At 72.0% G+C, this 13,705-nt stretch carries 11 protein-coding genes; 3 read left to right on the top strand and 8 right to left on the bottom strand.

The window, feature by feature from the left end; genetic code table 11:
• Window positions 1–59: 59 nt before the first annotated feature.
• The 8 genes from ACWFRJ_RS31870 to rimP all read right to left on the bottom strand — a co-directional run bounded on the left by ACWFRJ_RS31870 (window position 60) and on the right by rimP (window position 11,240).
• Complete coding sequence (locus ACWFRJ_RS31870; RefSeq protein ID WP_453538688.1) at window positions 60–3,884, bottom strand: serine protease; 3,825 nt, start codon at window positions 3,882–3,884, stop codon at window positions 60–62.
• A 260-nt stretch (window positions 3,885–4,144) separates the two neighbouring features.
• Window positions 4,145–5,053, bottom strand: coding sequence for a tRNA pseudouridine(55) synthase TruB (truB, locus tag ACWFRJ_RS31875; RefSeq protein ID WP_453538691.1), 909 nt, complete (start codon window positions 5,051–5,053; stop codon window positions 4,145–4,147).
• Window positions 5,050–5,520 (bottom strand): 30S ribosome-binding factor RbfA, encoded by a 471-nt coding sequence (gene rbfA, locus ACWFRJ_RS31880; protein WP_453538694.1) that lies wholly within the window; start codon window positions 5,518–5,520, stop codon window positions 5,050–5,052. The genes truB and rbfA overlap by 4 nt, the downstream gene beginning before the upstream one ends.
• Before the next feature lie 32 nt (window positions 5,521–5,552).
• Window positions 5,553–5,846: a DUF503 domain-containing protein gene (locus tag ACWFRJ_RS31885; protein WP_453538697.1), complete on the bottom strand. Its 294-nt coding sequence runs from the start codon at window positions 5,844–5,846 to the stop codon at window positions 5,553–5,555.
• Window positions 5,847–5,985: 139 nt separating this feature from the next.
• Window positions 5,986–9,180, bottom strand: a complete 3,195-nt coding sequence (gene infB, locus ACWFRJ_RS31890; protein WP_453538700.1) for a translation initiation factor IF-2 — start codon at window positions 9,178–9,180, stop codon at window positions 5,986–5,988.
• Window positions 9,181–9,325: 145 nt separating this feature from the next.
• Window positions 9,326–9,616, bottom strand: a complete 291-nt coding sequence (locus tag ACWFRJ_RS31895; protein ID WP_389908779.1) for a YlxR family protein — start codon at window positions 9,614–9,616, stop codon at window positions 9,326–9,328.
• Window positions 9,617–9,738: 122 nt separating this feature from the next.
• The gene (nusA, locus tag ACWFRJ_RS31900; protein ID WP_453538704.1) at window positions 9,739–10,737 is read right to left on the bottom strand and encodes a transcription termination factor NusA; all 999 of its coding nucleotides are present in this window, start codon (window positions 10,735–10,737) and stop codon (window positions 9,739–9,741) included.
• Window positions 10,738–10,739: 2 nt separating this feature from the next.
• Entirely contained in the window at window positions 10,740–11,240 is a 501-nt protein-coding gene (gene rimP / locus ACWFRJ_RS31905; protein WP_453538707.1) for a ribosome maturation factor RimP, read from the bottom strand.
• Window positions 11,241–11,568: 328 nt separating this feature from the next.
• On the opposite strand from rimP, the gene ACWFRJ_RS31910 reads away from it, so the two are divergent.
• The 3 genes from ACWFRJ_RS31910 to ACWFRJ_RS31920 are packed head-to-tail and all read left to right on the top strand — an operon-like array spanning window position 11,569 to window position 13,529.
• Window positions 11,569–12,111, top strand: a complete 543-nt coding sequence (locus tag ACWFRJ_RS31910; protein WP_453538710.1) for a hypothetical protein — start codon at window positions 11,569–11,571, stop codon at window positions 12,109–12,111.
• Entirely contained in the window at window positions 12,108–12,575 is a 468-nt protein-coding gene (locus ACWFRJ_RS31915; RefSeq protein WP_453538713.1) for a ferritin-like domain-containing protein, read from the top strand. The genes ACWFRJ_RS31910 and ACWFRJ_RS31915 overlap by 4 nt, the downstream gene beginning before the upstream one ends.
• Before the next feature lie 51 nt (window positions 12,576–12,626).
• Entirely contained in the window at window positions 12,627–13,529 is a 903-nt protein-coding gene (locus ACWFRJ_RS31920; RefSeq protein ID WP_453538716.1) for an aminoglycoside phosphotransferase family protein, read from the top strand.
• Window positions 13,530–13,705: the final 176 nt, after the last annotated feature.

Here is a 13,705-nt window from a genome sequence, read left to right on the forward strand (position 1 = left end):
GCAGGTCTAAGACTGCCATGCCCGCGCGATCGGGATCGCATCGGAGGGGGTGGCGGGGGTCACGCCGGGACCCGTACTCCGGCGAGGTTCTCGATCATGCGACGGGCGCTGGGACCGACGAGGGCGGACCACTCCTGCGGGGCCGCGCAGATCCATCTGGTGACCAGCGCGGAGAAGCCCTGGACGGAACGGGCGAGCTCGACCAGGCGCCGGTCGAAGCAGGTCGCGCCCTCCGGGGTGCGGACCAGCAGCACGCCGGTGCGGTGCACGAGATCGCGGACCCGTTCCTTGTCGTCGCCGACCACCACCGCGCAGAGCACGGCGTCCAGTACTTCGGGCTCCCGCTCCTGGGCGAGCAGCACGTCAAGGAGCTCCGTGCGCAGGGCGCGCGAGGTGTCGGTGCCCTGGGCGGCGACGGGGGCGGCGAGCGCGGCGCGCACGGGGGCGGGGCGGTGCAGCAAGAGGCCCGTGACCAGGGGGAAGAGGACGGCGCGGGCCCCGGTCCCCTGCTCGAACCGCAGGTCGAGATAGGCGGCCACGTGCCCCGCCAGGTCGGGGCGCAGCTCAAGGACGTCATGTACGAGATCGGCCACGCGCCGGGCGAGCGCGGGCGCCGTCACGTCGGCCAGGTCGCGCAGTACGTCACCCGGCGTGGGGCCGGGGCCGTGCAGCCGGGTCCGGAAAGCGGCGAACACCTGCTCCGGGTGGGTGTCCAGGGCGGCGACGAGTGCGCTCGCGGGCAGCTGGGGGTCGCCGGCGGTGAAGCGCTTCAGGGCGGGCGTCAGGTGGCGTGCGCGGGTCTGCGGGTCGCGTACGAGGAAGGCGAGGGCGGCGCCGTGCAGGGTGTCGTCGGCGGTGCGGGCGAGCAGGGAGAAGGCCGCGTTCCGCAGGAGTACGCGGTCGGCGTCCGTGCCCGCGTGCGGGGCGGCGCGCAGGCCGTAGGCGACGGCGGCGACGTGGCGTGCGGGCCGCTCGTCGTGGATCCAGCGGTCGACGGCTCGGCAGATGGCCGAGGGCTCCTCCTCCGCGAGCGCGGCGAGGAGTTCGTCGGCGCGGGGGTGCGCGCAGTCGACCAGGACCTCGATGAGGTCGTCGATGGCACGGTGGCGGTGGGTGTGGAGGAGTGCTTGGGCGGCCGACGCGACCGTGGCGTGCGGGGTGGCCCGGAGGGGGCGCTCGTCGGTGAACCATCGGGTGAGGTGCGGTTGCACCGCGGCGGGGGCGGTGGCCAGGAGCTCGGCGACGGCGTCCAGGCTGCGGCCCTGCGGGGTGTCGGGCGGGGCGTCGTGGATCACGACCTCCCGCAGCAGGTCGAATCGGTCGCTCTCGGGGAGGGACAGGCCGAGCCAGAACCTGGCGGGGTGCCTGCTGCCCTGCTGGGCAAGTGCTTCGAGCACGGCGCGATAGGGCCGCGCGTCGGGCACGCGCGAGAGGGTCTCCCTCAACAGATGGGCGGCCCACCACTGGGCGTCCCCTTGCGCATCGGCAGCCGACGGTGCGGGCGGATCCGCGTCTCCCTGTGCGGGCGGGCTGCCCGCGTCCGCCGCCGGAACGGCACCCTGCGATGCAGGCACGCGCCCCACGCCCCTCGCCGAACCAGCCCCCGGCGATGCGAGCACAGCACCGACACCCTGCGCCGAACCAGCCCCCGGCGCACCGACGCCCTCCGCCAAACCAACACCCGACGCCGCGGGCACCCTGCCCACACCCCCCGCCCAACCGGCACCCGGCGGTGACGGCTCCGTGTCCACGCCCCCCGGCGGCAGGGTTTGCGCCCGTCCTCCCTCAAGCTCTCGGCCCCGCTCGCGCAGGGAAGGCCCTGTTCGCCTTGCGGAACGTCTGGCCGCAACCGGGGTGTCCTGCCCGTCACGTGTCTCGGCCGCGATGTCCGCCTCGATGGCGCCCCCGCTGGTGGGTACCGGATCGCTCGGCGGTGAGCAAAGCGCCCCGAACTTCGCCAAGTTCCGCAGTCGAGCGCCGAGTTCAGCAGTCCCCCGTTGGCGGCCCAGGAACAGCAGGGCCTGGATCACCGGGCCGATCCGGTGCCGGGGTACCGGCAGTGAATCCCCCGTCTCGGGCGCCGCGGGCCCGTGCCGGTACACCAGTGACCACAGTGCCCCGTCCACGTCCAGATGCGTCCCCTGGATCCAGTCCGCGAGCTCCTCGTGCGCGAAGCGGTATCCGTCCCCGGCAGGGACGAGCAGCCCCTCCGTGAGGACCGCGGAGGCCCACCCCGACCCCCACGGGAACACCGCTTCGAACGACGCCCGGTCGAGCTCCCCCTGCCCCGGCCCCAGGGAGCGCCGCGCAGCCTCGTGCACCTGCCCGGACACCTTCGCCGCAAGACGCCGCACAGCCGAGCCCCGAAGTCCGTTCGCCGCAGCGAGCCGCACCGCCACACGCAGGCAGAGCACGTCCACGTACGCCTCGAAGATCGCCTCACGGTCCGGGCGCCCCGGCGGCGGCTCCTCCGGCAGGGCCGCCCGCACCTCGGCGAGCAGCCGCAGGGCGAGGGGGTGGCGCGCATCGGCTTCGGCGAGCGCCCCGTCCGGGATGTCGTACCTCTCCCGGGCGATCCGCGCCTGCCGCTCGGGCAGATCACCCAGTTGCACGCACCCCGCCGAAAGCGATACGGGAAAGTGCGCCCCGGCCACCTCCCAGTACTCCGCCCGGCAGCCCACCACGAGCCGCGTCCCCGTCTCCCGCAGCCACCGAGCCGTCCCCCCGCTCCACTCCGCGAGGCGGTGGGCGAGGGCCGGCGGCATCTCCTCGGGCCCGTCGAGCAGCAGGAGCAACGCCCGCCCCTCGTCCCGCACGAGCCGCGCGACCCGCCCCGCGGAGATGTCCCCGAGCCCGTCGTCCGCGTCGGCGAGCGACTCCCTGGAGGCCGAGGCAGATGCCGATGCCGATGCCTCCAGGATCCGCCCCGCCCGCTCGAGCGCCCGCTCCACCGCGTCTCCCACGCCCGTGTCCGTCTCCTGGAGGTCGGCACCGCGCAGCCACAGCGTGGGAGCCGGTTCGGCGCCTCGCGCGCGGCCCGCGGCGAGGGCGGTGAGTTCCGTCGTCCGGCCGGTTCCGGGGGCGCCCACCAGGCCGAGCACATGCGCGGGACCGGCCGTGAACCGGGCCAACTGCCGTGCCGTATCGGGGCGTTCGACCGGTTCGAGGAGCGCGGGGTGCGGCCCGTCGGAGCCCACCGACGTCGCCGCGAGGTGCAGCGCGCCCGCCAGGTTCAGATCGCAGCCGTACGCGGGAACGGTCGCCGCGTTGTGCGCGAGGAGCTCGGCGAGCGGCCCGCCCGGATCGGCGGCAGCCGCCCCCCTCAACTGCAGGGCGAACCCCGCCGCACGGTGCTCGCCGTGCAGCGCGGTCCCCAGGACGGCGAGCACGGCCCCGGACGAGACGTCGACGACCGGGCTGCCCGCGGCCCCGCCGCCAAGGCGCAGCGCGTCCGCGCCGTCCGTGCCGATCGCCAGCTCCATGGCGTCGTCGATCAGATGGAAGCGGTCCGTCGCCGTGTACGTCACCGGTGCCGGTCCCAGGACCCGTGCCTGACGCAGGCCGCGCGCGACGAGGTGTACGTACGCCCCGACGGGGACTGCGTCGCGGACCGTGACGGGCAGCGGCCGCAGGCCGAGCCCCTCCGTGCGGACGAGGGCCAGATCGGCCTCGGGGAGAGCCACCACGGAATCGGCGGTGACCACACAGACGCGCTCCCCCGCCGCGTGCAGCACGACTCGCGCGAGGCCGTCGACCGCTTCATGGCTGGTGATCACCGTGCCGAGGTCGTCGGCTGCGAACCCCATCCCCCTTGGGCGCCCGGCCAGATCGCAGATCCGCACCAGGGCCCCGTCGAGCGCCGTCGGGCCACCCTGTCCCGCCATGCCCGAACCTCCCGCGACGCTCCCCGTACTCCTGACGGTAGGTCGGCGGTGATCAGCGGGACAGAACGCGTGGCGAACGCGCCCCCTTCCGCTCCCTCATTTCACTCCGAGCGCCTGCCCGAAGGGGTGAATCGGCAGGGCTCAGTGGATACATCTTGAGGTGGGGGGGGTCGGGGGTCAGCCGTGGAGCGGCGCGCGGCCACGCGCACAGCCGCCGCCGCTCCACAGCCGAGAGACCCCGGATACGCACGAGGCACGACTCAGGCGAAGACGGCCAGGCTCTTGGCCTTGCCCTTGAGCTCCTCGGCCAGGACCAGGAACCGTCCCTGCGGATCGAAGACCGCGACGGGACCGGCCCCCGCGTACTCCCCCGGCATCTCGATCCGTACTCCGTTGAGCAGCAGCCCCGCCCGCTTCTCGTCCACGTCCCAGCGCGGGAACGCGGCGGCTGCGGCGTCCGCCACCGGCATCACCGTCAGCTCCTCCTGGAGCTGGTCGATGGTCTTCGCCGTGTCCAGCTTGTACGGCCCCACCCGCGTGCGCCGCAGCGCCGTCAGATGGCCGCCGACCCCGAGATCCGCGCCGAGGTCACGGGCGAGGGCGCGGATGTACGTGCCCGACGAGCAGACCACCGACACGACCAGGTCGAGTACGGGGGTGCCGTCATCGGCGACGGCGTCCCTGACGTCGTACACGGTGAAGGCGGAGATCTTGACCGGCCTGGCCGGGATTTCGAAGTCCTCGCCCTGGCGCGCCCGCGCGTACGACCGCTTGCCGTCGATCTTGATGGCGCTGACCTTCGACGGCACCTGCATGATGTCGCCGGAGAGCTTGGCGATGCCCGCGTCGATGGCGTCCCGCTTGATCCCCGAGGCGTCTGCCGACGAGATGAACTCTCCCTCGGCGTCGTCCGTGACCGTGTCCTGGCCGAGCCGGATCGTGCCGAGGTACTCCTTCTCCGTCAGCGCGAGATGGCCGAGGAGTTTGGTCGCCCGCTCGACCCCGAGGACGAGAACGCCCGTCGCCATGGGGTCGAGGGTGCCCGCGTGGCCCACGCGGCGGGTCTTGGCGATCCCGCGCATCTTGGCGACCACGTCATGCGAAGTGAAGCCGGACGGCTTGTCGACGATGACAAGTCCGTCCGGCGTCTTGTTGCCGGTGCTGCTCATGCGCGGGCGTCGCCGTCCGTTCCCTCGTCGGAGTCGTCCTCGTCGTCCTCAGGCTTGCGGTACGGGTCGGCCCCGCCCGCGAACTCGGCGCCCGCGGACACCTCGCGCACCTTCTCGTCCGAGAGCCTGGCCCTGTCGAGGAGGTCCTCGATGGCCTTGGCGTTGTCCGGCAGCGCGTCCGCCACGAAGGCGAGGCTCGGGGTGAACTTCACACCCGCGGCCGCGCCGACCGCCGAACGGAGGACGCCCTTGGCGCTCTCCAGACCGGCGGCGGCAGCCGCGCGGTCCTCGTCGTCCCCGTAGACCGTGTAGAAGACGGTCGCCTCCCGCAGATCACCCGTGACCCGGGTGTCCGTGATGGTCACATGCGTACCGAGCCGCGGGTCCTTGATCCCGCGCTGCAGCTTCTTGGCAACCACCTCTCGGATGAGGTCTGCCAGCCTCTTCGCCCGCGCGTTGTCGGCCACTGCTCCGTCTCCTTCTTCGCCTTGCTGTGCAATCAGTCTTCGTCGCCGTGGAGCCTGCGTCGAACGGAGAGCAGCTCCACCTCGGGACGGGCGGCGACCATGCGCTCGCACCGGTCCAGTACGTCGGTGAGGTGCCCCGTCTCCCCGGAGACCAGCGCCAGGCCGATCTCGGCCCTGCGATGGAGGTCCTGGTTCCCGGTCTCCGCCGCGCTCACCCCGTACTTGCGGATGAGTTCGGCGACTATCGGGCGGACGACGGAGCGTTTCTCCTTCAGCGAGTGAACGTCGCCGAGGAGCAGATCGAAGGACAGAGTCCCCACATACATGTGTGTCCGGATGTCCCGCCGGTTCGGGTTCGCGCCCCGCCAACCACTTGGCAGGGACACAAGAACCGTACACGGAACGACCGGGGCCGATCGACGGGATTTACCTCCCCTCGACCGGCCCCGACAAGAGCTGCGGTGATCAGCCTCGCGGCTTCTCGCGCATCTCGTACGTCGCGATGACGTCGTCGATCTTGATGTCGTTGAAGTTGCCGAGGTTGATACCGCCCTCGAACCCTTCGCGGAGCTCCGTGACGTCGTCCTTGAAGCGGCGCAGACCGGAGATGTTGAGGCTCTCCGCGATGACCTTGCCGTCGCGGATGAGGCGCGCCTTGGTGTTGCGCTTGACCTCGCCGGAGCGGACAAGAACACCGGCGATGTTGCCCAGCTTGGACGAGCGGAAGACCTCGCGGATCTCCGCCGTGCCGAGCTCGACCTCTTCGTACTCCGGCTTGAGCATGCCCTTGAGGGCTGCTTCGATCTCTTCGATCGCCTGGTAGATGACCGAGTAGTACCGGACGTCCACACCTTCGCGCTCGGCCATCTGTGCGGCACGACCGGCCGCACGGACGTTGAAGCCGATCACGATCGCGTCGGAGCCGGTCGCCAGGTCGATGTCCGACTCGGTGACCGCACCCACACCGCGGTGCAGGACGCGGATGTCGACCTCTTCGCCGACGTCGAGCTGGAGCAGCGAGGACTCGAGAGCCTCCACCGAACCGGACGCGTCGCCCTTGATGATGATGTTGAGGTCCTGCACAAGACCGGCCTTGAGGGCCTCGTCCAGGTTCTCCAGGGAGAACCGAACGCCCTTGCGGGCGAAGCGGACGTTGCGCTCACGGGCGGCACGCTTCTCGGCGATCTGACGGGCCGTACGGTCCTCGTCGACGACCAGGAAGTTGTCGCCGGCACCCGGGACGTTGGTGAGACCGAGGACGAGGACCGGAGTCGCAGGACCCGCCTCTTCCACGTTCTCGCCCTTGTCGTCGAGCATCGCGCGGACTCGGCCGTACGCGTCGCCGACCACCATCGTGTCACCGACGCGGAGGGTACCGCGCTGGACCAGGACGGTCGCGACGGCGCCGCGGCCCTTGTCCAGGTGGGACTCGATCGCAATACCCTGCGCGTCCTGCTCAGGGTTGGCCCGCAGGTCGAGCGAGGCGTCCGCGGTCAGGACCACGGCCTCCAGGAGGGCCTCGATGTTCTCGCCCTGCTTGGCGGAGATGTCGACGAACATCGTCTCGCCGCCGTACTCCTCCGCCACCAGACCGAACTCGGTGAGCTGACCGCGCACCTTGGTCGGGTCGGCACCTTCGACGTCGATCTTGTTGACCGCGACCACGATCGGCACGTCGGCCGCCTTGGCGTGGTTCAGCGCCTCGATCGTCTGCGGCATCACACCGTCGTTGGCCGCGACCACGAGGATCGCGATGTCGGTGGACTTCGCACCACGGGCACGCATGGCGGTGAACGCCTCGTGACCGGGGGTGTCGATGAAGGTGATGCGGCGGTCCTCGCCGTTGACCTCGGCACCGACCTGGTACGCACCGATGTGCTGCGTAATACCGCCGGCCTCGCCCGCAATGACGTTCGTCTTGCGGATCGCGTCCAGAAGTCGGGTCTTACCGTGGTCGACGTGACCCATGACGGTCACGACCGGCGGACGCGCGACGAGTGCTTCCTCGCCGCCCTCGTCCTCACCGAACTCGATGTCGAAGGACTCGAGAAGCTCGCGGTCCTCCTCCTCCGGGCTGACGATCTCCAGGACGAAGTTCATCTCGTCCGCGAGGAGCTTCAGCGTCTCGTCCGGGACGGACTGCGTGGCAGTGACCATCTCGCCGAGGTTCATCATCACGCCGACGAGCGACGCCGGGTTGGCGTTGATCTTCTCGGCGAAGTCGGTCAGCGAGGCACCACGGGACAGGCGGACCGCCTGGCCGTTGCCCCTCGGCAGCATGACGCCGCCGACCGACGGAGCCTGCATCGACTCGTACTCCTGGCGCCTCTGCCGCTTCGACTTGCGACCACGACGCGCGGGACCGCCGGGGCGACCGAAGGCGCCCTGCGTGCCACCACGGGCGTTGGGACCACCCGGACGACCTGCGAAGCCGGGACGGCCACCGCCACCGGGACGACCGGCGAAACCGCCGCCACCGCCACCGGGACCGCCGGGACGGCCTGCGAAGCCGCCGCCACCACCGGGACCAGCGGGACGGCCTGCGAAGCCGCCGCCACCGGGACGACCGCCGCCACCGGCACCGCCGGGACGACCGCCGCCACCAGGACCACGGCCACCGCCGGGGCCACCGCCGGGACGCGGGCTGCCTGCAGCGGGACGCTGCGGCATCATGCCCGGGTTCGGCCGGTTACCACCGGCACCAGGCGCACCGCCGCCGGGACGCGGAGCGCCCCCCTGCGGACGGGGCATGCCGCCGGGGCTGGGGCGAGCGCCGCCCTGACCCTGCGGACGAGGAGCACCCTGGCCGCCGCCCTGGCCCTGCGGGCGCGGGGCGCCGCCGGGACCGCCGGTGCCACCCTGGCCACCGGGACGCGGGGCGCCGCCCGGACGGGGCGCCTGCGGGCGCGCCATGCCGGTGGAGCCACCAGAGGTGAAGGGGTTGTTGCCCGGACGCGGTCCGGTCGGACGGCCACCGGGGCGCGCTGCGCCACCCTGGCCACCAGCTGCACCGGAGCCGGGGCGTGCGCCACCCTGACGGTCGCCACGACCCTGACCACCCTGACCCTGACCACCCTGGCCGGGGGCCGGACGGCCCGCGGGCTTGGGGGCACCCGGGCGAGCGCCCGGACGGGGGCCTGCCGGCGCCGAGGAGGCGGCCTGGGCAGCCGGAGCGGCCGGCGGAGCGGTGAACTCCGGGGCGGCCGGAGCCGGGCTGACCGGTGCGGCGGGCGCTGCGGGCTCGGCCGGGGCGGCCGGAGCTGCGGGCGCCGGCTTGGGCGTCGGCGGCTTCGGGCCCGGACGCGGACCGGGAGCGGCCGGAGAGGCCGCGGGCTTGTCGGCCGCGGCGGCGGGCTTGGCCGCCGGCGGCTTCGGCGCGGCCGGACCCGGACGGGCGGCCTGCGCGGGAGAGGGGGACGCCGAGCCCGCGGGGGCCGGCGGCTTGGGGGCGGCCTGCTTGCGCGGCGCCCCGGGCTTGGCGGCGGCCTTGCCGTTGCCACCACCCGTGTTCAATGCGTCAGTCAATTTCCGTACAACGGGCGCCTCGATCGTCGAGGACGCCGAACGTACGAATTCACCGAGTTCTTGGAGCTTGGCCATGACGACCTTGCTCTCTACGCCGAACTCCTTGGCGAGCTCGTATACCCGGACCTTAGCCACTTCGCTCCTTTTAGGTCCGGGTTACGCCGGACCGTCGCTACTTCATGGGCGTACTCATCGCGTGCTCATCGAGTGCTCATCGCAATCTCGACCTACTTCCAACTCGCGGAATACCAGGGCCGCGCGGGGTTCCGCGCGACCTTCCTTACGGTGTTGCCTGCTGGGCAACTGTCTCGACGACTCGGCGCAAGTCCGCCGTGTCGAGCGGGCCCGGGGCCCGGAAGGCCCTCGGGAACGCTCTACGTCGGACCGCCAGGTCGAGACAGACCGGGACGGGGTGGATATACGCACCCCGGCCGGGCAGCGTACCGCTTGGATCGGGGGCGCAGACGCCCTCTTTCGCCACGATGCGCAGCAGATCGCTCTTGGCCGCTCGCTCCCGGCACCCCACACAGGTGCGTTCAGGGCATGCGCGGGCTTGCGTCCGGCCAGACACGATTAAGTCTACCTCCCCGTACCGACCTCACCCCTTTGGGGCAAAAATCGAACGGTTGTTGTCTTGATCAGGGCTCGATCAGCCCTGATCGGCACCGGTCAGGACACCGGTCAGGCCTCCGTTCAGGCCTCCGGAGAGTCCTGCGGCTGCTCGGTGTCCGGACGGATGTCGATGCGCCAGCCCGTGAGCCGCGCGGCGAGGCGGGCGTTCTGGCCCTCCTTGCCGATCGCGAGGGACAGCTGGTAGTCGGGCACCGTCACCCGGGCGGAACGGGCCGCCATGTCGACGATCTCCACCTTGCTGACCCGCGCCGGGGAGAGCGCGTGGGCGACCATCTCGCCCGGGTCGTCCGACCAGTCGACGATGTCGATCTTCTCGCCGTTGAGCTCGGCCATGACGTTGCGCACGCGCTGGCCCATCGGGCCGATGCAGGCGCCCTTGGCATTGAGGCCGGAGCGGGTCGAACGCACCGCGATCTTGGTCCGGTGACCGGCCTCGCGGGCGATGGCCGAGATCTCGACCGACCCGTCGGCGATCTCAGGCACCTCGAGCGCGAAGAGCTTCTTGACGAGGTTCGGGTGCGTGCGCGACAGCGTGACCGAGGGGCCACGGACGCCCTTCGCCACCCGGACGACGTACGAACGAAGGCGCAGGCCGTGGCCGTACTCCTCGCCGGGCACCTGCTCCTGCACCGGCAGGATGGCCTCGAGCTTGCCGATGTCGACGAGCACGTTCTTCGGGTCGCGGCCCTGCTGGACGACGCCCGTGACGATGTCGCCCTCACGGCCCGCGTACTCGCCGAGCGTCGCGTCGTCCTGGGCGTCGCGCAGGCGCTGCAGGATGACCTGCTTGGCGGTCGTCGCGGCGATGCGGCCGAAGTCCGACGGGGTGTCGTCGAACTCCTTGGCCTCCTGGCCCTCTTCGAGGTCCGCCGGGTCCTCCGTCGCCCACACCGTGACGTGGCCGCTTTCGCGGTCCAGCTTCACGCGTGCGCGACGGAAGCTGCCGTCGGTGCGGTGGTAGGCGATGAGGAGAGCGGACTCGATCGCCTCGACCAGCAGGTCGAAGGAGATCTCCTTCTCGCGGACCAGACCCCGCAGGGCACTCATGTCGATGTCCACGGCTACGCCTCCTCTTCCTTCTTGTCCTTGCGGTTGAACTCGACCTCGACGCGCGCCTTGGCGATCGCGTCGAAGGTGAGCCTGCGGGCGGTGGGCTTGCGCCCCTTCACGCCCGGTACTTCAAGATCCACACCTTCGTCGTCCACTTCGAGGATGCGGGCGATCACGTCGTCGCCGCCCTCCGCCAGCTGGAACTTCACCAGGCGGCCGACGGCCCGCAGGTAGTGGCGGTGCTCCGTCAGCGCGCGCTCGGCGCCCGGGGAGCCGACTTCGAGGGTGTATTCACCGTCGCCCATCGCGTCGCTCTCGTCGAGCTTCTCGGAGAGTTCGCGGCTGATCTCGGCGATCTGGTCCAGGTCCACGCCGTCGTCGGAGTCGATCACCACGCGCAGCACCCGCTTGCGTCCGACCGAGGCCACTTCGATCTCTTCGAGATCCAGTTCCTTCGAGCTGACGAGCGGTTCCAGCAGTTCTCGCAGCCTCTCGCTCTGGGTGGTGCTCATCCGGGTGACTCCTCGGCCGCGTGTGCTGTTGTGGGATCGTCGTGTGTCAGGTCAAAGGGTATCCGGTCCGGAGAGGTGTTGCCGCCGCCGTCCACCCGCTGTCCGCCCGCCGCCCGGCCGCCGCGCGCCCGGCTTCGAGCCGCTCACGAGTACGAGGGCCGCGCGAAGGTACGGTGATCACCGGGCTCCCGCCCGGCTTCGCCCGCCCGCCCTCCGACTGCCTGCCTTTCCCGACCGCTTGTCTTTTCCTGCTGTCTCTTCTGCTGTCTTTCCTCCTGTCTTTTCCTGACTGCCTGCCTTTCTGGCCTTCCTGCCGAGGACGTCTGCTGTGCCGTCGTATCCCACCCCCTCGCACGCCCGCTCAGGGCCGCGCCGCAGGAGTCTGCTGACCGGGGCCGCCGGAGCGGCGGGGGCCGTGCTGCTCTCTGGCTGCTCGGGCTCCGACTCCACCGACGCGGACGAGCGTCCTTCCGCCGCCGCGCGGCTGCGCGCTCTTGCCGCCAAGGACAGCGGTGAGCTGCTCGGGCGGTACGACGCCGTCCTTGCCGCGCATCCCGCGCTCGCCGGACGGCTCGATCCGCTGCGGGCGGAGGTGAAGCGGCACGAGACGGTCCTGGCCGAGGGCTCCACTCCCCCGGCTCCCCACTCCTCGTCCGGCTCCCCGTCCGCATCCGCCTCGCCCGCACCGAAGCCCTCCGTCCCCAAGGACGAGAAGGACGCCGTGCGCGAGCTCGCCGAGGCCGAGCGGGATCTCGCGAAACGGCGCGGGAGCGCGCTGCTCGACGCGCCCGCGGAGCTGGCCAGGCTGCTCGCGTCGGTGGCCGCCGCGGGCGCCGCGCACGCGTATCTGCTGACGGAGGGCGCCAAGTGAGCGATTCCAAGGACGAGTTGAAGGCGGTACAGGCCGCTCTCGCAGCCGAGCACGCGGCCGTGTACGGCTTCGGGGTCGTCGGCGGCAGGATCGGCGAGGGGCGCAGGTCCGAGGCTCGCACGGCGTACGACACGCACCGCGCCCGGCGCGACGAGCTGCAGCGTGCCGTGCGCGACCTGGGCGGCGAGCCCGAGCCGTCGGCAGCCGCCTACGCACTCCCCTTCGCCGTGCCGGACTCCGCGGCGGCCGTGCGGCTCGCGACGGACCTCGAGGAGCGGGTCGCGGGGGTCTACTCGGATCTCGTACGGGCCTCCACCGGCGCCCGGCGCGGGAGCGCCGCCGAGGCGCTGCGGGACGCGGCGGTCCGTGCGGCGCGGTGGCGCGGCGGGAGCGTAACCTTCCCTGGTCTCGCCGAGCGGGCCACCGGGCAGGACACTTCCGCGTCCGCGGCCCCCAAGGCGTAGCGCGCTCTTGGCAGTAATGCTGTTGGCAGTCAGGAAGGGAACGACTCGCGTATGGCTCTCGAACCGCCCCAGCGCCTGGTCACCGCACTCGGTGAGACGGCGCAGGACGGCGACGACTGGCTGGAGAGGCTGCCCGAGGCAGCCGAACAGGCCGTCGCTCTACGCGAGTTGACCGTCGAGCGCGTTCACGTGCCCGGTGGACGCAGCGGTCTCGTCATCCTGGTACGCCTCGCCGACGGCACGCCCGCGGTCCTGAAGCTGGTGCCGCCGAGGTCGCGGCCGCAGAGCGAGCGGGCCGCGCTCGCGCACTGGGGCGGGTTCGGTGCCGTACAGCTGCTCGACCCTTCGGCTCCGTCCGCCGCTGACGGTGCGCTCCTCCTCGAGCGGCTGCACCGCGATGTGTCGGTGCGTTCGCTGCCCGAGGCCAAGGCCCTCCTGGAGGCGGCGGGCACCCTGCGCCGGCTGTGGGTGGAGCCGCCGTCGGACCACCGCTTCGAGACGGTCGCCGAGCGGACGGGGCGGCAGGCCGAGGCGATGCGAGCGTCCGCCGACGGGGAGGTCGCACCGCTGGTCGAGGCCGCCCTCGCCGCGCGTGAGGAGCTCCTTGGCGGGGACGCGGAGGAGCGGCTGCTGCACGGGACGTTCCGGCAGAGCAAGGTCCTCGCGGGCGAGCGGCTGCCGTGGCTGGCCGTGGGGCCCGATCCGGTGGTGGGTGAGTGTGCGTTCGACCTGGCGCGTCTTGTGCGGGACCGGGTGGAGGACCTGATCGCCTCGCCATCGGGGGCGTCGATCACCCGTCGTCGGGTCAAGAAGCTCGCCGAGTCGCTGGATGTGGATCAGGAGCGGTTGCGGGGGTGGACGTTGTTCCGGGCGGTGGAGTCCGGGGTGCGGGCCCGCCGTGTGGGGCGGGAGCAGGATGCGGAGCTGCTGCTTGAGTTCGCCGGGTGGCTGTAGAGGGCGTTTCCTTTCCCCAACCCCGCCCCTTCCCGAGAACCCGCTGGGCGCGGGGGCCCTGTGCCTTGTGGTTGCCGTCATCACCGGCTTCGCCGAGTTCGTCCTCAATCGCCGGACGGGCTGAGAATCTTTCAGCCGTCCGGCGTTTGAGGACCGGGGTCTGGGGCGGAGCCCCG

Source organism: Streptomyces sp. NPDC055239, from assembly GCF_053606205.1.